The sequence below is a fragment of the Candidatus Protochlamydia naegleriophila genome, assembly GCF_001499655.1.
In the GTDB taxonomy this organism is placed as follows: Bacteria; Chlamydiota; Chlamydiia; order Chlamydiales; family Parachlamydiaceae; genus Protochlamydia; species Protochlamydia naegleriophila.
In genome coordinates, this window is record NZ_LN879502.1 from 106246 (window position 1) to 127431 (window position 21186).

Sequence of the window (21186 nt, forward strand, 5' to 3'; positions counted from 1 at the left end):
TGTATTGAAAATAAGGTTTAGGTTATAGCCTTTGGGCTGAGAGATTCATTTTCCGAGTAAATGTGATTGACAGGTAGGTCATGCTGATTCAAAATTTCTTTCTTCAACTCGTGCTCATCTTATTTGCTGCACGGGTATTAGGTGAGGCGGCAGCGCGCTTCAATATTCCCTCCGTCATAGGAGAGCTGTTTGCTGGGATTTTGATTGGTCCCAGTCTTTTAGGGTTAGTCGAGCCGACAGCGACCATTAAGCTTTTGGCGGAGATTGGAATCATCTTGCTTCTTTTTGAAGTTGGCCTTGAGACCGATCTTTCTCGTTTAGCCAAGACAGGAATGAAGCCTTTCATTGTTGCCGTTGGTGGAGTCACTCTGCCGTTTTTGTTAGGCTTTTTTGTCAGTTACTCCATTTTTGATCTCAATTTGCTCGTTTCACTATTCATTGCCAGTACTTTAACGGCAACGAGCATTGGGATTACCGTTCGCGTTTTGACCGATCTGAAAAAACAAGCCAGTGACGAGGCGCAAATTGTTCTTGGGGCTGCAGTCGTTGACGATATCATTGGCATTATCATTCTTTCCATGCTGTATGAATTTTCGATGGGAGGCGGAATCAATTTCTTTAATGTTGGAAAGATTATCCTTTTTATCGGACTCTTTCTCGTTTTTGCGCCCGTTGCAGCCAAATTCATTTCCCATACGATTAAATATTATGAGGAAAGGAGCGATATCCCGGGGCTATTGCCAACGACGATTGTTTCTTTACTTCTTTTATTTGCTTGGTTGGCTCACCAAATAGGAGCGCCAGAGCTCTTGGGGGGATTCGCAGCAGGGCTTGCGTTATCGCGTCAATTTTTCCTGCCTTTGGGAGCCTTTATTCACAGCAATCCTGAGTTTTCACATAAAGTGGAGAATCAAATGAAGCCTATTGTGCACCTTTTCACCCCGATCTTTTTTGTGACGGTTGGATTGTCGCTCAATTTGCGCGAAATTGATTGGAGCTCTCCTTTTATTTGGTCGCTTTCTTTATTGATCTTGCTGGTTGCTGTTGTTGGAAAGCTTTGCTCTGGATTTTTACTCTTAAAGGACTCTAAGTGGATCAAGTGGGCTGTAGGGCTTGCCATGATTCCAAGAGGCGAGGTGGGCTTAATTTTTGCAGAGGTTGGCCGCAGTAGTCAAATTTTTAACGATGATATTTATGCTGCGATGATCATTGTGATTGCGATTACAACCGTCATGGCGCCTTTTATGATGAGATTTTTTTATGCTTACCAAGATAAACACTCTAAAGAGCCTCGTCAATCTATTGAGTGACGAGATGTTCGGGTAGCTTGCTTAAAACAATTTTTTCAATTATTTTCATGGCGTCGTCAAACTATCGATAAGGATGATCCACATGGTGCATATTAAAATCACAAAAGGATTAGATATTCCGTTAAAAGGGAAACCAGAAGGGGCTATTAAGCCTTTAGTCGCGAGTGGAGATGCTCATGCACTGACCCATCCTACACAGCTGGCACTCGACTTCAACCCTTTTGAAGATGTTAGATTTAAATTGTTAGCCCATGTGGGAGACAGTGTTAAATTGGGACAGCCCTTAGCGGAAGACAAAAGCACGCCGGGTCGTTTTTTTGTCTCCCCAGCAGGCGGCGTTGTGCGTGAGATTCGCCGTGGACTTAAACGGAGACTCTTAGATATTGTCATCGAAGTGGCTCCCCAAGAAGAAATCGATAAACAGCCTGCATTTGATCTTGCAACGAATTCGAGAGAGGAGCTTGTCAATCACTTAAAGCTGGCAGGGCTTTTTGCCCATATCCGTCAGCGCCCTTTTAATTTTTTAGCCAATCCCGACAAAACTCCTCGCTCTATTTTTGTTAAAGCCGTTGAGTCAGCCGCTTTTGTTCCCCCAGCAGAAATGCAGGTGATAGGCTATGAAAGAGAGTTTCAGAAAGGGCTGGATGCCTTGACTAAATTAACCGACGGACACGTCCACCTGGTTTATCGACAAGGCTCTTCCTTGGCCGCCTTTACAGAAGCTAAAGGCGTCGAAAAGCATACGGTAGAAGGGCCTCATCCTGTTGGTAATACCTCCTTGCATATTCAGGAAATCGATCCTATACGCTCGGCAGAGGATGTTGTGTGGACACTCGATGCTCATACAGTCGTGGCTCTAGGCTATCAGCTTCTGCATGGCCAATATTTTGTCGACCGCGTGATAAGCATCGCAGGGCCTGGCATTGTCGAGGGTAAAACGGGCTATTTCAAGGTGCGTGAAGGATTTCCCATTGCGGGCCTTGTTGCAGGGCGTTTGGCAAAAGGGGTTGTCCGCCTGATTTCAGGAAATCCGTTAAGCGGCCGCAAAGTGGGATCTGAAGATTTTCTAGGCTATTACGACGATTGTTTTTGTGCCATTCCAGAAAATACTAAACGAGAATTTTTACACTTCTTCCGTTTGGGAGCCGATAAGTATACCTTTAGCGGCACTTATTTATCTGGGCATTTAGACAATTCTCATCGCGAATACGACTTCACAACCAATCAACATGGTGAGCATCGCGCCTTTGTCGATAGTACTTTGTATGACGACGTCATGCCCTTATCGGTTCCAACCATGCACTTGGTGAAAGCGGTTATGGCAGAAGACTATGACTTGGCGGCAGAACTGGGCCTTTTAGAAGTCGATGCTGAGGATTTCGATCTAGCAACCTTTGTCGATCCATCAAAAATCGAAATGGCAGATATCATTCGCACAGGGCTGCGCCGGTATGCTGCTGATGTGCTAAAGTAAATCAGGGTGCGGGATTGAGCAACACACGTAAAAGTCTATTTTACGTGTGTTGCTATCTCAAATGAAGAGTCAGGCCAATTTGCGCGTATAGGCTTAACTTCTAAGCTTTTCCACCCCGATCGTTAAAACCTTGAATGACTTGCTTGAATGAGGCTGCGATCGCTGATCCGATAAAGATTCCCGGAGCGGCAATGAATAACCCCAGTAATACGGCGGTTAAAACAATATAGCGGAGCTGGTCTTGGCCGGTAAAAACTTGGCCGATATTGCGCAAGTAAAACAAAATTTCAGGTGCAAAGTGATAACCGGCTACGAGACCGATGAGTAATTCGCCTAATATGCTCTCGTAAACAAATAGCATTAAAAGCAAGCCGATTCCAAGCAATATATAGGTAATTGTTTGCTCTTTATTGTTGCGGGCATAATCGTAGATCTCGTCCACTTTCTTAGAGTCTCTGGCTTGACGTAGATGCTCGCGCACTTTATCTTCTACAGATTCTTTTTGATAATAATCTTTTTCCTTTTGTGTATACTCTGATCCGACACGATTGGGCTCTCCCGTTCGAGCCTTGCCAGCTTCATTGGTTGGAGAGACTTTACCTGGTTCGGCAGATGAGGAGCGATTGGGCTGGGTTGGACGAGCCGGCTGCGCGGAGTTGGATGGGTCCCGAGCAATGGGATTTGTGGGATCTTGCGAGGACTTTGGATCGTTAGTATTCATTTTTTCCCCTAAATTGACTGTTAAAGCTCAAGCGGTACAAGGGTAAATATCGAGTACCTAAAAATGCTAGTTTCTGTTATAACTGCCATTGTTCAACTATGCAATCATTTTTTTAACAGCAGCGAAAATGAAATTTTTAAAAAACCGGTGGTTAAACAGCCTTACATAAGTTTGTTGACCTTGTCAAAAAAGAATGTTTCAGTCAATTTGATGGATCCAAATAAATAAACGTTTTAATCCATCGAACTTTTGTTTGCAATTGGTTGGTTTTTAATAAACTATTGTGTAATTTTAAATTAATTGATACAATCCTTTTATTATTTTTATTGAAAATGTGAGCGAGATGATTAGTCGTTGGTTGACAGTCGTAAATGGGATCATTGTTGGCGCCATCTTACTTTTGGGAGTAGGAATGGGGGTGATATGGTTGAAGCGTCCGGTAGAGATTGTTTGCGGTGATCCTAAGGGGAGGCCTTGCAATTTACCAAAGGGTGCTTTTGAGCATCCGGCAGAATCCTATCAAGAATTAAATGGACCTTTACTGGCTTTGCAGCAGACTCCTCCTTCGCTGCAATTACCCGATTTGCGGCAGCAGTTCATCTATTACGGAAAAAATGGTCGTCCTGACGCGCAGTCACAGCACACGCTGCTTCATTTTTCTTTTAATGGTAATAAAGCGGTTGTTTCGATTGCTCCAGGCGAGCGGCTTTATTTGGTTTATGATAAAAAAAGTCAGCCGGGGCGTTACGTATTTAGTCCCCATAATGAGCCCTCCTCGCTTTGGATTGAGGGGACACCGGTTGATTCCGAGGTGCAAGTCAAGTTGACGATGGCGAATGATAAGGGTGATCTCGTTGTAGAGCCAGAGAGCAATCATCAATTTCGTCTGGCTGAAAAAGAGTTTATTCGTTATGCGGGAGCCAGTTGGGAGCTTGGAACTTGGCGCGTGGACGGAACAATTTTAGCTCGCCAGCGGGCGCGCTGGTTTGGGCCTGATCGCTTTTTAGAGAAGCATGGGGGCGAAGAATATCAAGAGGTCGTAGGCAAGCAGAGAGTGGATTTTGGTGAAAATGCCGACATTTATTCTGTTTTTGTCAAAGTTGGCGACTGTTTGGTTTGGGATCAAAACCGCTGGAAAGTGGTTCAACCCGGTAGTGAGTCGCGCAATCATCCCTTGCTTGTTGTCAAAAAAATTGATGAGCGTTTGATGACTTTTGAGTTGTGGGATGTAGAAGGAAAGGGAAAAATTTTATTGAATTTGTTAAAGTCGGCTGAACCTTGGATGGCACAAAATGCCCAACACATTCAGCACATGTTTAAATTTGTTGGAGCGCGTACGCGTTCGCAGTGTGTATTTGAAATCAACCATGAGCGAATGGTTGTGCGTCCCTCCGACTGGCTTTTGATGACGCAGAAGGGGTGGAAAAAGCTCGCCTCTGCGGAAGAGATCGACAATTATGTAAAGCGCAAAACGCCAGGAACGCTGTTTGTGTTCGAGGGATTGACGCGTAAAGATGAGCGTCAAGTCATGCTGGGAACGCTTTACAATCCGACTCGCAGCGATTATCAAACGGTTGAACTTGTGCTTCAGCCAGGAAATAGCAGTAAGGCTGTTGTAGGAAAAGACAGCAAAGAGAAAGAAGTGAAAGAGGCTAAAGAAGTTGTAGAGGTTGTGAATACCGAAAAAGGTGTCAAGTTGGAAGAAGCCGTTCCACATCCTGCAGTTGTGCCTGCACCTCTCAAAAATCAATCTTCTAACCAATAATTTGTGGTACACATGATAAAGCAGTGGATTTGGATTACCGGAATATGTTTTCTGCTTGAGGGCGGTTTATCGAACTTGTGGGCGCAGTCAATTTCAGAGAAAAAAGCTAGTTTATCCTCCTCTGAAAGTGATTTGGATGAAGAAATGGATCGTTTTTTGATGCAAGTGAATCGGGAAACGCAGCATATTCAGATGCAAATTCAGCGTCTGTATGATGACGTCTTTCAACTCTATCAAGCCGATGCTTGCTCAGAAGAATATAAGCAATTGCTCGATCGCATTAATGAATATAAGCGCCGTCTTTATACTTTGGAGAATCGCTGGCGCGATTTGGCTGCCAGGAGTAATCGGACGGAAGGTTATGGGCTTTGGCATGCTCCTGATACAACATTAGAGCAGCTCATCATCGATTATGGGTCGCAGGACTATGTCTATTTGATCCCGCCAGAGGTTGGAGCCATTCGTTTGAGCATTGACTCCAATTTACCCATTCCTCGCGCGGCTTGGAATGAAATGCTTGAGCTCATTTTGACCCAAAATGGCGTTGGGATCAGGACGCTCAATCCTTATTTAAGACAGCTTTATTTAATCAAGCAGGATAACTCCAATTTAAGACTCATCACCAATCAGCGCCAAGACTTAGAAGTTCTCCCAAACGATGCGCGTGTGGGGTTTGTTCTGTCTCCAGAGCCATCCGAAGTGCGCCGTGCCTATACATTTCTAGAGAGGTTTATTAATCCCAATACAATGGTATTACAAGTGTTGGGGCGCGATATTTTACTCGTCGGCCAGGTTGGCGAGATTCAAGACCTTTTAAAACTCTATGACTTTATTGCCTGCAATCGCGGCGAAAAAGATTATCGTTTGATCCCTATCTATAAGGCGCGCGCCGATGAAATGGCACGTATTTTGGCGGCCATTTTTGATCAGGAAGAAGGAGGAACGTTGGCCATTCCACCTGATAATGAGCCGGGACGTGGCATGCGATTTTCAGGCGATGTCAATGGTCTCAAAATTGTTGTGTTAGAAAACATGGCTCAAGCGTTGTTTGTTGTGGGTACGAAAGAAGAGGTACGCAAGGCTGAAGAGGTCATTCGCAATGTCGAATCTCGCATTGGCGGAGCAAGAGACAAAACGGTCTATTGGTACACGGTGAAGCACTCTATGGCTGAGGAATTGGCTGATGTGCTCTTCCGCGTCTATAATTTGATGATCACGACAGGCACGGGTGTAAGAGAGGGACCTTTAGGACAAGGGCCTGGACAAGCTCCGAAAAATGTTGAAAATGAGATTAACGTTGTCGACAACAATCCGGCAGGACCTCCAGTTCCTCCGCCTCTTCTTCCTCCGCAAAAAGAGCCGCCGATTCTTTTATATGGCCAAGAGGGCTTCTATCAAGAAGGTGGTTTCATCGTCAATCCAGCTCCCGCGCAACCGGGTGTTTTTGTGCAAACCGATCCCAATGTGGGCCGCGATAACTTCATTGTCGATGCTAAGACGGGTTCTATCGTCATGGTTGTGGAAGCCGATATTCTTCCTAAAATCAAAGAATTGCTCCGCAAATTGGATGTGCCTAAAAAGATGGTGCAAATTGAAACGCTTTTGTTTGAAAAGATTTTAACGCGTGAGAACACGTTTGGTTTGAATCTGCTCCGAATAGGTGAACACATTGCTTCGAATAAGAATCTGACGGGAGCCACCTTTAACAACATTTTTCCGGTTCGCGGAGAACCCATTCCTGCCAATGCGGGCGTTTTTGACTTTTTCTTGAGCCGTAAAGAGACGCATAGCGGGATTCCCGCTTTCGACTTAGCTTATCGATTCCTCCTTTCGCAAGACGATGTACAGATTAACTCTAATCCTTCTATCTTGACGATGAATCAGACGCCAGCCACGATCGCGGTCAATGAAGACATCTCAATCAATACCGGTATTTTTGAAGTCGAAACGGCTAAAGGAGTGACGCTAAAAGATGCCTTTACGCGTGCACAGTACGGTATAACCATCAGTGTTAGACCAACGATTCACTTGAATGAGCATGATACCGAAGATGAATGGGACTTCGACTACGTTACTTTGGAAACAGACATTACTTTTGATACGATTCAGCCAGGCGGCGATCGTTCGCGTCCCGATGTGACGAGGCGTCATATCACCAACCAGGTACAAGTTCCAGACGGCGATACGGTTATTTTGGGAGGCTTGCGCCGCAAAACGACGAATGACAATCGCGATGCCATTCCATTTCTTGGCGAATTGCCAGGACTTGGCAAGCTCTTCAGTATTAATTCGTTGAAGGACAGCAGCAGCGAAATGTTTATCTTCATCACGCCTCACATTGTAAAGGATCCAAAAGAGCAGCTGCAATGTTTAAGACAAGAGCTTCTTTGTTTGCGCCCAGGCGATGTTCCTTATTTCTTGGAATGCGTAGAAGAGGCGCACCGCTATGAAAAGACTCGTTTGATGGAAGGAAGCATGACAGTTCTGTTTGGCCGTCCACGCGAGCGTTATTATATTTCTGACTGCTGCAAGGCAGACAGCGATATAGAATGTGAAGGGGAGTATGACGGGCGTTGACGAAAAAGAACTAGAATCAAATGAAGGGTTGTCTTTGCCAGGAATATTTGGTAGCGATGATGCGCATGCGCAGCTAGCTAAGCAATTTGGAATGGCCTCTTATCACGACCTGTCTGAATACCGGGTTAGTAAAGAGCGTTACAAACAAATTCCTTATGCCTTTGCTAAGAAGCACGTGATTCTGCCGATTCAAGACGATGGTTCAGTGGTCGTCGTGGCTGTTGCCGATCCGCTCAATTTAGCCCCGCTTGAAGAGCTGCGTTTTTTGCTCAACTGTGAAGTTGAGGCGGCCTATAGTCCTCGCGATGTCATTTTATCTGCTATTCATGACTGCTACAATACAGAGGATGGAGCCGCATCCCAACTGATTGCTGGCATGGATAAGAATGATGATGGGCGGGATGGAGAAATCGAAGTCTTCGACCTTCTCGATCACACCAAACATCAATCGCCGATTGTTCAGCTGCTCAATTTAATCCTAACCGAAGCCATTCAACAAGGTGCCTCAGATATTCACTTTGAACCCTCTGAAAATGGAATGCGCGTGCGTTATCGCATCGACGGCGTCTTACAAAATAGGCATGCACCCTCTCAAGATTATCAGGTGCAGTTGTTGACTCGTATCAAAGTCATGTCTAAGTTAGACATTGCCGAGCATCGCTTGCCCCAGGACGGACGGATTAAACTGCGCATGGGAAGGCGTGAGGTCGATTTCCGTGTCAGTACTGTGCCGATTGCAGGCGGCGAGCGCATTGTTTTGCGTATTTTGGATAAGGGCAATGTCCTGCTCGGACTCGATAAAATCGGAATGCTGCCACCCGTGTTTGAGCAGTTTCAAAGGCTTGTCACTCTTCCAGAGGGAATTGTCTTAGTCACGGGGCCAACGGGAAGTGGTAAGACGACGACGCTCTACAGCGCTATTTGCGACATGACTAATGATGAAATTAATATCATGACTATCGAAGATCCTGTCGAATACAACTTAAAAGGGATCGCTCAAATTGGTGTGCATCATAAGATTAAATTGGATTTCGCAACGGGTTTAAGGCATATCCTCCGCCAAGACCCGGACGTCATCATGGTAGGGGAAATACGCGATAAAGAAACGGCCGAAATTGCGATTCAAGCAGCTTTGACGGGGCACTTGGTTTTGAGCACTTTGCATACAAACGATGCCCCTTCTGCCATCACCCGTTTAGTAGATATGGGAATCGAGCCTTACTTGCTCTCCTCTTGCATTGTAGGGGTATTGGCTCAGAGGCTTGTTCGCCGTATTTGTCCAGAATGCAAGGAGGCTTATGTTCCGAGCGCTAAAGAGCTGCAAAGTATTGGAATTAAGCCCGAGACCTTAAAAGACGGCGTGCTTTATCGGGGGAAGGGGTGCGGCCATTGTTATGGTACGGGATTTAAGGGCCGTCAGGGTGTTTATGAGCTTATGCCAGTCAATAATGCCGTTAACAAGCAGATTGTGCAAAGCCCTGATGCAGTCGAGATGCGTCGCGTCGCGCTCTCACAAGGTATGATTAGCTTGCTAGGTCATGGCGCTGAGCTTGTTAAGCAAGGCCATTCTACAGTGGCAGAGGTTTTGCGCGTCGCCAGAGGTATTGAGGAGCAAGGATAATGCCGCTTTATCAATATCACTATGTCGATGCCCAGCGTAAAAGGCGTTCAGGCTTGATCGAGGCATTGAGCGAAAGAGAAGCCAAGGATAAATTGCGCGATCAAGGGGTCTTAGTTACACAGATTCAGACTAAGGCCAAGGTCAGTTCCAAACAGAATCTTAAAGGCGAAGGCCTGCTTGCCTTTACGGTACAGCTATCTCAATTGGTCAATGCAGGAGTGCCTCTCTATGAAAGTTTGACGGCTATTGAGGAGCAATCCAGAGGGGAGCCTTATCATCGCATCGTATTGAGCCTTTGCGAGCAAATTCGTACTGGAATGACTTTATCGGCCGCGATGGGAACTTATCCTGAAAGTTTTGATAAGCTTTATTGTGGGATGGTATCTGCAGGGGAAGCTGTTGGAATGCTTGGGCCTGTATTGGAAAAGTTGACTCAATTTCTTGCCAAGCAGATGAAGCTAAAAAAACAAATCACGACGGCAATGATTTATCCTTGCATTTTGGGCGGTTTTTCGATGCTGATCATTGCTTTGCTTCTTGGATTTGTTGTGCCTTCATTAGAAGGTATTTTTGCTGAAAGAGAGCTCAATGCTTTTACCAATGCAGTCTTAGCCATAAGCCATATCTTCAGAGACTTTTGGTGGCTTTATATTCCAGCAATTGTTGGGGGAGTCTCTTGGGGCATTTGGAAGTTTCGTTCTCCCGAGGGCAAGCTTTGGATGGAGCAGTATTTGCTGCGCCTCCCTTTGATTAAAACGCTTGTGATTCAAACGGCTGTGGCCCGCTTCTGTCGGACAATGGGAACTCTTTTACAAGGGGGGCTCAACATGATAGAATCGCTGAGGATTTCACGAGGAGTCATGCGCAACGTTGTCTTGGAAAAAGAGATCCAAGTGGCGGAAGGAAAAATTATTGAAGGGCATTCTCTAAGCCAAGAGTTAGGGAAATCGCGCTACATTCCTCAAATGGTCTCGCGCATGCTGGCCGTAGGAGAAGAGTCTGGCACATCTGTGACAATGCTCAGCCGGATTGCAGACATGTATGAACAAGAGCTGGAAAAAACACTCGACCGCGTCATGGCTCTTGCTCAGCCAGTTATTTTAATCGTCATGGGACTTGTCATTGGAACAGTGCTTTTGGCGATCTTATTGCCTTTGACCGATGTGAGTTCATTTTCGGTCGGATAGAAAAAAATAGTTTAAACCCAGCTTGCGACCTCTATAGTTAGTAAGCCGGGAAAAGAAATTAAGGATCTCTCTTCTCTCTTTGAAGAGCTATTTTCAAAGGGTGAAGAGAGGTTCTAAAGAGAGGACGTTATGAAAAAGTTTGCTTGCAAGAAGCGTTTTATTACGCTCGTTGAAATGATGATCGTGATGTTTTTGATCGCCATGATCACAGGTGTCATTGCCTATAATTATACGGGTAGTTTGGAAGAAGGAAAGGCTTTTAAAACCAAAGCCGGGATTGAGAAAATCCATACTATCTTGGATCTTCACTTGGCGACTCATCCAGAAGAAAAGGACAATATTGATTCTAATTGGAAAGATATTGTAGATAGGTCCCAGCTCGTAAAAAACGCCAAAGAACTGGTCAAAGATGGCTGGGGAGTTGAATATAAAGTCACAAAAGATAACGAAGGTGAGATCGAGATCGTCTCTGATAAATATAATGCCTACTTATCAAAAAAAGGACAGGGCACCTTATTCAATAAAGAGGCGTCTTAACGTCAATAGTGGATCATGAGGAATATACGACAAGCCCATTTTACGCTACTCGAGCTGCTTATTGTCCTCTTGATCCTCTCCTTAGGCATCGCTTTAACAGGAGTCAAATTAAAAGAGGCGTATGAAGAGCAGCGCTTTTTTTCTGAATGCGGACAAGTCATCGATCAATTGAGAATGGCGCAAGAACTGATGCTCGTTTTGGATAGCGATGTAGAGGTAAGGCTTGCCATCGATCCGGAAACAAAGCAGGTGACAAGCAATCTTGCAGTGGAAAAACCGCTCAATGATGCGTGGGTAAAATTAATCGAGCGTAAGCTTTCATTTTCTGCCATCCGCTCATACAAATTCGACGATAACCAGGCTAATCCATTAGTAGTGCGTTTTTCTCTTGGCAATATGAGCAAGGGCAAATTGGTTTTATCTGCGGCTGAGCACAGCCGTACAGGCGAACTGTGGCAGGAAACCATCGATTTAATTGGTTATCCAAGTCCGATAGGCAAAAAACGTTTAAGCCAAGAGGCAGATGGGGTAGACTTAAGCCAACGTCTCTATCCTGCAGAGGTCTATGAAGAGTTATACCCAGAACCTGGAAACAATCCAATTGCTGACAAAAAAAAATAGCTGCAGGCGGCACTTTCAGCTTTTAGAAGTGATGGTTGCTGTATTTTTGATTTTGCTTTGCGCCGCTCCGGCTTTGCGGATCTATACCAATATGTATAAGGAACAGGCCCAAGTTGCTCGCGTTAATCAAAGGGATCATATGGTTCATCTCATTCATGCAAAAGTGATTGAGCAACTGTATAAGCGCACTATTCCCCTCGATGAGATCCTAGCAGGTGGAGAGAAACCGTTCGAAGACGAAGAGCTGCAGCCAGAATTAAATCGGCTGAAGTATGAAGCTTCCTATCATCTTTCAATCCTTCTTCCAGTTCGAGAAAAAAAACGGGCAACGTCCAAGCGATTACACTCCCAATTGCTCATTCAAATGAAGGACTTAAGCCATCTAACTAAACCTGACACACCCACCGTCTTCAATTATGCTTATGAAGTCTACATCGATCGTGGAGAAAAAGGTGGCGGAGATGGTAATCAAATGGCCACACCCATTGGAGCTATCGAAGAAGATGGGTATGAAGAGGAGGAAGAAGGCGATGACGATGAATCAGCTAATCCAGCAGCACCTGCTGAGCCTTTAAAGAATGAGAAGTTCCCAGCCAGAGGAAGGCCAGCACTACAAAAGAAATCACCAGTCAATGCAGCCAGCAAACCAGCCAACAGGAGGAAGGGAGGATGAAGCGTACTCGAAAACGGCATTTGACCCTTCTTGAGACGCTCATTGCCGTCTCTTTGGTTTCAATTCTTTTGACTATTGTCTTCGGTTTCTTTAGAGAGCTATCGGAGATCAATCGGATGACTGAGGTGCAGCAAAAAGAAAGCTTTCAGATGCGCTATGTAGAAACACGGCTGAATTATCTTTTTCAACGCATTGTCAACGAAAATGAAAGCGTAAGAGAAGGCAAGCAGGCCTATAAAAGGAGATTCTATTTCTATACCCAATCGCCTGAAAAAAGCATTTCTGAATCAACAAGCTTGATTTTTTCCTTTAATAATGGAGCCAGATCCAATCCGGCCTTTTCCGATGATTTGCTAGCGCGTCTTTACATCGATGACAAGCACCGCCTGTGCTTGGCAATGTGGCCTATTTATTCAGATAAGCCTCACCAAGAGATGCAAAGAGAAGTGTTATTGGAAAATGTGGCAGCCATCCATTATAAGTTTTATGCCGCTCCTGAGAGGCATTTGAATGCCGCTGCCATCCAACCTGGCAAAGTGGATACTGAGAATAAGGATCCGGAAAAAGATCATTGGCATACCCAGGAGTGGATGAAGAGTTATCAACAAATGCCCTCGATTGTGAATCTGACTGTTAAAGTTGCCAACAAGCCCGAAGATTTGCAGTCAAGATTGGCGAGAGAAATTCCTTCTCGCGAGATCACGTTTGCATTCGTTTTGCCGAGCAGCATCAATTATATTTACTACCCACCAGGCTGAGCATGAATATCCTACCTTTTGTTTTAGCTCTGCTCTTGGTATTGTCGGTCGTGACGGTTGAAAAGCTGGAAAAGTTTAAGTCATTGATGGCTGTGCAGCATGAATATCAATTTTATTTGGATAAGCTCGACCGTAAGGCCTTGAACGAGCACCAAAAAAATATGGGTAAGTGGTCAAAGGCAACATCTCAGCGCCAGCTAAGCTTTTCCTTTTTCTATGAAAAGTCTTTGCGCGATGGGGAAAAAGCCAAGCAAGTGCGCCAAATTACCGTTGACTTGATCAAAGTCTTATATGGTGATGCGGCTTTTTTTAAGGAATTGGAAAGCAGGCGCCCCAATTTTATCGACGAGATGCTCGACGACTTCATTGCATCGGCTGACAAGCTGATTGAGGCCGAGAATATTCGGCGCATCGAAGAGATTCGGCGCATTCGTTTGAGCGATCCCGAATTGCAGCACGCCTTTTATCTGATGCTCAAAGGAACGACTACGCGAGAGCAATTGCAGGAGATGCAGCAAAATACAGATTCTGATGAAAAAAAACCGTTATCGGGCCGCAATCGGGAAAAGGGATATCTTTCCTTGCTCGACTTTTTGAAACATGAAAAAAACAATCCTGTTATTAAAATCCGGCATGCACCACGCGAGTTACTGCTCGCCATTTTTGGCAAAGAGGAGATTGTCGAGGCCATCCTTGCCAGACGCAAAGAATTGGATCCCAAAAAAACACCAGATGCATCCATGCAATTTGCCAGTGAGTTCAAAGGCAAGCAGAAGCCCGGAATTAGTGACGAATTATTAGACTTTAACATTACAACAAAGAAATAACGCGAACATGCAACTTCCAGAAGACCTTCAAAAAGCGATTGAAACGGAAATTGAATCGACCGGCTTAAAAGAATTGAGCCAGGCAAGAGAAGAATTAACCGACCGTTATCGCATTCCTTCTCAAAAAAGACAGTTTATGACGAGCGATGTGCAGCGGCAATCCTATCTTGCCACGCGTTTACCAGCTACATATGCAGCCGTATATCAAGCTCTTCAAGCAGTCAAGAAGCAGAGCGAGGAGTTATCACCAAATTCGCTGCTAGATTTGGGGGCAGGGCCTGGAACGGCTCTTTGGGCGGCCTGCAATGTTTTTCCAACTCTTCAGTCGGCTACCTTGCTAGAAAAAGATCTCTCCTTGGCAAACTTTGGCAAACGCCTTGCACAGTATAGCGACCATGCAGCTATTCAAGAGGCCCGCTGGGAGACTGCCGATCTCGAACAGCTGCCCGATTTACCTGTTCACGATATTGTGACACTTTCTTACTCGATTGGTGAATTGGCTCCTGCGCTTATTCCAGCCTTATTAGAAAAATGTTGGCAAGCTGCGCGCCAGCTGCTTGTCATTATCGAACCTGGCACACCCATTGGATTCGAGCGCATTCGCTTGATACGTCGTCAACTCATTGAAATGGGCGGGCACCTGGTCGCTCCATGCCCTCACCATGCTGAGTGCCCAATGGAAGGGCAAGATTGGTGCCATTTCGCAGCTAGGATTGAAAGGACCTCCTTTCATCGCCGCTTAAAGAGCGGCAGCCTCTCTTATGAGGATGAAAAATTCTCCTATGTAGCGGCTTCTAAAGTCGTGCATCCTCTCCCTCCAGCAAGAATTTTACGCCATCCACACCATCGCTCTGGCCATAGCTTATTCACCCTTTGCACCGCAAATGGAGTCAAGCAGGCGACTGTTTCGAAAAGGTGCGGCAGCGACTATAAACAGGCGCGCAAGCTGGAATGGGGAGATCCCTTTCCCTTTAATCTGTGAGTTTCTTGCCAAAAGCTAGAGGCGGTTAGATCGAATTTTAGAGCGTTTAACGCAAGAGATACTGGTTTCAATCATTTGGGGTATTTAGAAAGAGGAGCAGGGAAGTCAATGGCTTATCATCTCCTCCGCCTCATCTCCGCGTTAAGCTCGCTTTAGTGTTTAGAATCGGCCACAACCGAAATATGCGCGACATAGTAGGTTGTGAGGGCTTCAAATCCAGAATCTGTTCCGACGAACAGCCACAATCTGCCACGATGATCGGTTCTGACCTTTAAGGGAATTTCATTGACAAACTGCTTGGGTTGGTAAGTGGGATCTAAAGGATCTACTAGTGGATTGGCTAAATCTCCTACCACAATCGCATATTTGCCGCTTTGAGATTGATTGCCTTTATCGACGTTCAAACGGTAGATAGAACCTTCGGCAACTTTTTTGGGCTCTCTTCTCGAAGCACCCACCTTAAAAAAAACGCTCTCTCCTGGTGAGCCGCCAACGCCGAATTGGTCAGGAGGAACATTGTTTTCAATGACGACCCTAAAGGTCAAATGGTAATACGTATTAGGCTTTAACCCTTCGATGCGGTGTTTCAAGAACATGAATAGGTCGTCGCTGTGGTTATTGCCTGTCAAAAGCATCCCTTTTTGCAAGGGTGTTCCATTCAAATCAAGTTGGGTTGGAAGCGATGTCCATCCCCACCCCAACTCAAAAAAAGCCTCTTGGCCGACATCGTAGTCGGCAAAATCGCCTACCCATCCTGCATGACCTTTTTCAAAGCTAAAGTCAAATGTCTGCTTTGCGAGCAGGGGAAAAGATAGGCAGAGTTGCAAGAGCAACATAAGCCAAAAGATTTTAGAGGCTTTTTTCAGGATTTTTCTCATCAGGCGTCCAGGATTAGGAAGAGTTTTTAGAGAACATGATAACAGCTGCTTAAAAATTTTCCTATGGTATGAGATAAACTTTTTAGCACAGTCATGAGAGCTTGGGAACTTAAGATTAAATGCGGCCTCTTTGAAGATATTTAAGCTATTAATGCCTGAGTTGATTGAAAGCTACTGTTTGCTGTCTCTGTTATTTAGCCATGTTTCCGCTGCAAACATTAATTTTGACTTTTGGCGTTGTATCGTTTATCCATATATTTTACCCATCCTTGGACTAAAGTTCTTTTATTTTTACTTGATATTATCCAATGAAAGATTGATTGCGGCTCATGATGTTAAGTAACAACGTAGTAGGAGTGAATTATGAGTCATAAACTATTCAGGCAAAATCTTTTGCGAATCGGAATTCCAGCGGCGGTCTTTTCGGTTTTACTTCTAATGGCGGTCAGTTTCTATGTTCACCGTTCGCTACCGCTAAAGCAAGAAGCGTCAGATCTTTCAAAGAATGCCACTTCCCAGTTTTTTAAGCTTCCCATTCAATTTGAATACAATGATGGACAAACGGCTGCCATGGTGCGTTATTTGACACGCGGGCCTGGCTATACGTTTTACTTTACTCCTCAAGAAGTTGTCATGGTATTGAAGAATGGGCAACAGAGTGATCTTTCTCCAGCTGTTTTGAAAATGCGATTTGTCGATGCTAATTCGAATCCGACGATCAAGGGAATAGATGAGTTGCGTTCCAAGAGTCACTATTTCATTGGTAATGACAAAAATCATTGGCGTTCTAACATTCCCAATTATCGCAAAGTCGCTTATCAGGACCTGTATCCAGGGATCGATGCCATCTTTTATGGCAATCTAGATCAATTGGAATATGACATTTGCGTAGCACCCGGCACAAATCCAAGCCTTGCACGCTTTAGCTTAGAGGGAGCAGAAGAGCTTGCAATTGCCGATGATGGCAGTCTTCGAATTCGTTTGAGAGATAATCAAGAATTGCGCATGCAAAAGCCATTCGTCTATCAGCTGATAAGCGGAGAAAAGGTTTCGATTGAAGCGCAATTTAGCCTTCTTGCTAAAAATGAAGTCGGTTTTAAGATTGGGAATTATGATGAGGGGCAGGATTTAGTAATCGATCCTGTATTGGTTTACTCGACCTATTTGGGCGGCAGTGGAGCTGATACTGGGATTGGCATTGCTGTTGACGACAGCAGAAATATGTATGTGACAGGGCAAACCAGCTCGACTAATTTTCCTCTTATGAATGCTTTTCAGGCAACATTTGGCGGGGCTACCGATGCTTTTATTACTAAATTTGACGAGACGGGAACGACTCTCATTTACTCAACGTATTTAGGGGGAACTGCCAATGATGGGGGAGCCGCTATAGCCGTCGACGGGGCAGGTAATGCATATATAACGGGGAATACGAGCTCATCTAATTTTCCTGTCTTAAATGCCTTTCAGCCTGCACTAGCTGGTGTAGAGGATGCCTTTGTGGCTAAATTAGATGCAAGTGGTGCACTTGTGTATTCGACGTATTTAGGCGGGGCTCTTAGTGACAGGGGAAATGGGATAATCGTTGACAGTAGCGGTAATGCCTATGTAACAGGACAAACGAGTTCGATTGATTTTCCTGTATTAAATCCATTCCAAGCTGCTTTGGCAGGAGGAAGTGATGCCTTTTTGACGAAGTTCGATTCTACCGGATCGGCTCTTGTCTATTCGACGTATTTGGGTGGAACAGCAAATGATGTTGGAAATGCTGTTACAGTAGATAGGAGCGGTAACGCGTATGTAACGGGACAGACGGCTTCGACAAATTTTCCTGTCTTGAATGCATTTCAAGCAGCAGCTTTGGGAGGTGGCAATGATGCCTTCTTGACGAAGTTTGATCCCACAGGATCGGCTCTTGTCTATTCGACGTATTTGGGGGGAACAGGCAATGATACTGGAAATGCAATCTCTTTAGACAGCAGTGCGAATGTGTATTTAGCTGGAACAACAAATTCTACTAATTTTCCCGTCGTGAATGCTTTTCAACCAGCTGTTGCTGGAAGCAGTGATGCTTTTGTCACCAAGTTTAATGCGGCGGGATCGGCCCTCATCTATTCGACATATATTGGTGGAAGTGGGATTGATACAGGAACGGGGATTGCAGTTGACCAAGATGGAAGCGCTTATGTGACCGGATTAACTTTTTCGGCTAATTTTCCCACTCAAAAACCCTTTCAAGCAGCATTGCAGGGTTCAAGAGATAGCTTTGTTACAAAATTTACTGTCGATGGATCGAGTCTTGTCTTTTCAACTTATTTCGGCGGAACCGGTGTTGGGTCTGCTGGAGGCATTGCTATCGATAGTGCTGGAAATACCTATATCACAGGCGGTACTAATGCAACCGATCTTCCAGTTACAACCGATGCGTTCCAGCCAGCGAATGCAGGGGGAATTGATACCTTTGTCGCCAAATTTGCCATTGGAACGCCCGTTGTTCTTTCCATTTCGCCAAGGTTCGGTCCGGAGAGTGGGGGAACAGCTGTGGTCATTACAGGCGTCAACTTTGCCAATACGACGGCGGTTGATTTTGGGGGAATACCTGCCGCGTTTGTGATCGATAGCGACACGCAGATTACGGCGATTTCGCCGCCTGGAACGGGAACGGTTCCTGTCACATTGACGGGGGTGGGCGGCACATCTGCTCCCTCGGTTGCTGGCCAGTTCTCTTATCAAGCAGTCACGGCAACGAATCTTTTTGTAGTTCCGAATCCTGCAGCGTTCGGTGAGGCGGTAACTTTGACAGCAGTCATCACACCTCCTTCGGTAGTTGGCACGGTCAGCTTTTTCGATGGAACGACTCTGCTTGGGACGGTTTCTTTATCGGGCGGGACGGCTACGTTGACTGTTTCATCTTTTTCAATTGGATCTCATTCATTGACGGCTGTTTACAGCGGAGCCAGCAATTTTGAAGACTCAGTCAGTCTTCCTGTTATTTTAACCGTCAATTCTTCTATCGCCCCTCCGAGTCATTTAAGAGGAAAGCAGGAAGCCAATCGCTTCTTGTCGCAAACCGAGTTTGCCAATCATTTGACTTGGGATGCACCATCGCAAGGACTTCCTCCGGCAAGTTATAAGATTTATCGCGATGCAAGCCTCAAGCATGCCATTGCAACCATTTCAAGTGACGAGCGCTTAGAATTTGTCGATCGCAATCGCAGGAAGAATAAGACTTATACCTATTACGTCGTGTCGATCGATCAATTCGGTAATCGCTCTACACCGGCTGTTGTAAGAGTTAAAGGCTAATAGGAAGCGCTGTTCACAAATTAGATAGTTGACGCTGTCTCGTTTGTGAACATTTTTTTTAATGAAAATTTTAAACAAGACATTTAATTGAGAAAGTAAAGTTGATAGCATGATTTAATAAATACCGCTTCGAAAAATGCATTGCCTTATCAATCTTGAGCTTAATGGCAATAAATTTTTATTGGTCGGCTTCGGAAAAAGGGTCCGTTAGTGAAACATCACTTGAGTCCCATGCAGGAATGAATAAAGTTTTTAAACTCCCCATCCAATTTGAGCAAAACGAAGGCCAAACAGACTCTGCGGTGCGCTATTTGACGCGCGGACCTGGTTATAAGTTTTACTTCAAGCCTCAAGAAGTTGCTATAGTTTTAACAAATCCGCAGGGTACTAAAACGGTTTCGTCAGCCCTTTTAAAAATGCAGCTCGTCGATGCCAATTCAAATCCGCTCATCAAAGGAATAGATAAACTGCACTGCAAGAGCAACTACTTTATTGGCAATGACAAAAATTCATGGTTTTCTAATATTTCCAATTATCGCAAAGTCGCTTATCAAGATCTGTATCCTGGAATCGATACCATTTTTTATGGCAATCCGGATCAATTGGAATATGACATCTGCGTGGCGCCTGGCGCCAATCCAAGCCTTACACGCCTGCCTTTGGAAGGGGCAGAAGAGCTTTTGGTGATACGGAAGGCAATAGGATTCATTTGCTTTCCGAGCTCTTATGATTTTTTATTCCGTTACCCACAGTTCGCTAATCGCTCACTGTGGGCCGGCCTACTGGCCTCTCACCACATCTATCCAAGCCCGTTCTTTTTGTTAACGTCTATAAAGTAAAGTGACGTGTTAGAGGCCTTTAGGCCGACTGATTTTATAGCTCTCAGTGATGCAAGTAACTGTGAATGAATGTGAGCTCAGAGAGCGACTGATTAGCGGCCATTGACTAGTTAGGTGCAGTCAAACGATAAGAATGGAAAACTAGAGGGAATGGCGACTTTTCTGTTTCCATCTATTAAATTCTATTTTAAGGTGGTAGATGCGATGGAAATGTCAATGCTCTTATTCGACCAAAGCGCTACTAGTGCATAAACGACTGTATCAAGAGTATTTCACAGTTAACTTTGCCAGAATCTTGTATGTTTGCTTGATTGGCGTTTACTGCGCTGCAGTGCGAATATCCATTCTTTGTAAAAACCATTCAATCTAGCTTAATACCATTTCACGAATGATTGTTTGTTGTCGGAGATGGCATTTAAGTTTCAAAAGCTTAGGAGTGATGAAATGCGAAATAAGTCATTCAAATACAAACTTTTGCGCGTAGGAATTTCAGCAGCGACCCTTTCAATTTTGCTTCTGACGCTTGTCAATGTCTTGGCCGTTCGCTCGTTTTCTGCTAATAAAACCGCCTCATCGGAATTTTCAAAGGCCATTGCCGCTCAGCGGATCGGGCTGCCTGCTCGATTGGAAGGCGACTGGCCGACCCCAGTTTTAGAGTTTCGATTTATTGAAACTAGCCCTAATTCAATAGTCAAAGGGGGCGATGGGTCGCGCAATAAGGGGGGCCGTTTTATAAGCACTGATCTCAGTCAAAGACGTACTAGACTTTCTAATTATGGAACAATGGATTGGCAGGCAGATTTAGGTTCTGATGCTATATTTTATGGCAAACATTTCCGCTTGCCTCATTTGCGCCTAGAAGGAGCTGAGGAGCTTTTGGTTGATAGCGATGGCAATTTGCGGATTCGCATGGGTGATAGCCAAGAATTGTGCATGCAAAAGCCCTTTATCTATCAATTTGTTAAAGGCGAAAAAGTGAGAGTTGACGCGCAATTTACTTTAGTGGCTAAAAATGAAATTGGATTTGAAATAGGCCATTACGATGAAAGCCAAGTATTAGTGATTGATCCTATGTTCGTTTATCGCGCTTAAGGATTAGCATAGGCATAT

Annotated in this window: 17 protein-coding genes; 15 read left to right on the top strand and 2 right to left on the bottom strand. The window is 44.9% G+C overall.

What is annotated here, in order from left to right:
- The first annotated feature begins 80 nt into the window (after positions 1-80).
- Positions 81-1310, top strand: a complete 1230-nt coding sequence (locus PNK_RS00460; RefSeq protein ID WP_059059596.1) for a cation:proton antiporter — start codon at positions 81-83, stop codon at positions 1308-1310.
- A gap of 82 nt (positions 1311-1392) precedes the next feature.
- Positions 1393-2784: a Na(+)-translocating NADH-quinone reductase subunit A gene (locus tag PNK_RS00465; protein WP_059059599.1), complete on the top strand. Its 1392-nt coding sequence runs from the start codon at positions 1393-1395 to the stop codon at positions 2782-2784.
- Positions 2785-2884: 100 nt separating this feature from the next.
- On the opposite strand, the gene PNK_RS00470 is transcribed toward PNK_RS00465, so the two are convergent.
- A complete protein-coding gene (locus tag PNK_RS00470; protein WP_059059602.1) occupies positions 2885-3505 on the bottom strand; it encodes an RAD23 family protein in 621 nt (206 codons plus the stop codon).
- Positions 3506-3848: 343 nt separating this feature from the next.
- Between PNK_RS00470 and PNK_RS00475 the strand changes: the two genes are divergently transcribed.
- From PNK_RS00475 to PNK_RS00520, 10 genes are all read left to right on the top strand, one after another.
- Positions 3849-5270, top strand: coding sequence for a hypothetical protein (locus PNK_RS00475; RefSeq protein ID WP_051981810.1), 1422 nt, complete (start codon positions 3849-3851; stop codon positions 5268-5270).
- 12 nt (positions 5271-5282) lie between these two features.
- Positions 5283-7847 carry a hypothetical protein gene (locus PNK_RS00480; RefSeq protein ID WP_059059604.1) on the top strand — a complete coding sequence of 855 codons (2565 nt, stop codon included), beginning with the start codon at positions 5283-5285 and terminating at the stop codon, positions 7845-7847.
- Positions 7834-9468: a type II secretion system ATPase GspE gene (gspE, locus tag PNK_RS00485; protein ID WP_162264028.1), complete on the top strand. Its 1635-nt coding sequence runs from the start codon at positions 7834-7836 to the stop codon at positions 9466-9468. The genes PNK_RS00480 and gspE overlap by 14 nt, the downstream gene beginning before the upstream one ends.
- Positions 9468-10655, top strand: coding sequence for a type II secretion system F family protein (locus PNK_RS00490; protein ID WP_032124770.1), 1188 nt, complete (start codon positions 9468-9470; stop codon positions 10653-10655). Before gspE ends, PNK_RS00490 begins: the two co-directional genes overlap by 1 nt.
- Before the next feature lie 129 nt (positions 10656-10784).
- The gene (locus tag PNK_RS00495) at positions 10785-11192 is read left to right on the top strand and encodes a type II secretion system protein (protein WP_032124771.1); all 408 of its coding nucleotides are present in this window, start codon (positions 10785-10787) and stop codon (positions 11190-11192) included.
- 15 nt (positions 11193-11207) lie between these two features.
- On the top strand, positions 11208-11813 hold the full coding sequence (locus tag PNK_RS00500; RefSeq protein ID WP_059059605.1) for a prepilin-type N-terminal cleavage/methylation domain-containing protein: 606 nt from the start codon (positions 11208-11210) through the stop codon (positions 11811-11813).
- Positions 11758-12486 carry a type II secretion system protein gene (locus PNK_RS00505; protein WP_158021649.1) on the top strand — a complete coding sequence of 243 codons (729 nt, stop codon included), beginning with the start codon at positions 11758-11760 and terminating at the stop codon, positions 12484-12486. The genes PNK_RS00500 and PNK_RS00505 overlap by 56 nt, the downstream gene beginning before the upstream one ends.
- Positions 12483-13244 carry a PulJ/GspJ family protein gene (locus PNK_RS00510; protein WP_032124774.1) on the top strand — a complete coding sequence of 254 codons (762 nt, stop codon included), beginning with the start codon at positions 12483-12485 and terminating at the stop codon, positions 13242-13244. The genes PNK_RS00505 and PNK_RS00510 overlap by 4 nt, the downstream gene beginning before the upstream one ends.
- A gap of 2 nt (positions 13245-13246) precedes the next feature.
- Positions 13247-14071, top strand: coding sequence for a hypothetical protein (locus PNK_RS00515; RefSeq protein WP_059059609.1), 825 nt, complete (start codon positions 13247-13249; stop codon positions 14069-14071).
- 7 nt (positions 14072-14078) lie between these two features.
- Complete coding sequence (locus PNK_RS00520; RefSeq protein ID WP_032124776.1) at positions 14079-15053, top strand: small ribosomal subunit Rsm22 family protein; 975 nt, start codon at positions 14079-14081, stop codon at positions 15051-15053.
- 152 nt (positions 15054-15205) lie between these two features.
- On the opposite strand, the gene PNK_RS00525 is transcribed toward PNK_RS00520, so the two are convergent.
- Positions 15206-15931: a hypothetical protein gene (locus PNK_RS00525; protein ID WP_059059610.1), complete on the bottom strand. Its 726-nt coding sequence runs from the start codon at positions 15929-15931 to the stop codon at positions 15206-15208.
- A gap of 363 nt (positions 15932-16294) precedes the next feature.
- On the opposite strand from PNK_RS00525, the gene PNK_RS00535 reads away from it, so the two are divergent.
- From PNK_RS00535 to PNK_RS00545, 3 genes are all read left to right on the top strand, one after another.
- Positions 16295-19237: a DUF7948 domain-containing protein gene (locus tag PNK_RS00535; protein ID WP_059059614.1), complete on the top strand. Its 2943-nt coding sequence runs from the start codon at positions 16295-16297 to the stop codon at positions 19235-19237.
- A gap of 239 nt (positions 19238-19476) precedes the next feature.
- A complete protein-coding gene (locus PNK_RS00540) occupies positions 19477-20076 on the top strand; it encodes a DUF7948 domain-containing protein (protein ID WP_158021650.1) in 600 nt (199 codons plus the stop codon).
- A gap of 444 nt (positions 20077-20520) precedes the next feature.
- Entirely contained in the window at positions 20521-21168 is a 648-nt protein-coding gene (locus PNK_RS00545) for a DUF7948 domain-containing protein (protein WP_059059617.1), read from the top strand.
- Positions 21169-21186: the final 18 nt, after the last annotated feature.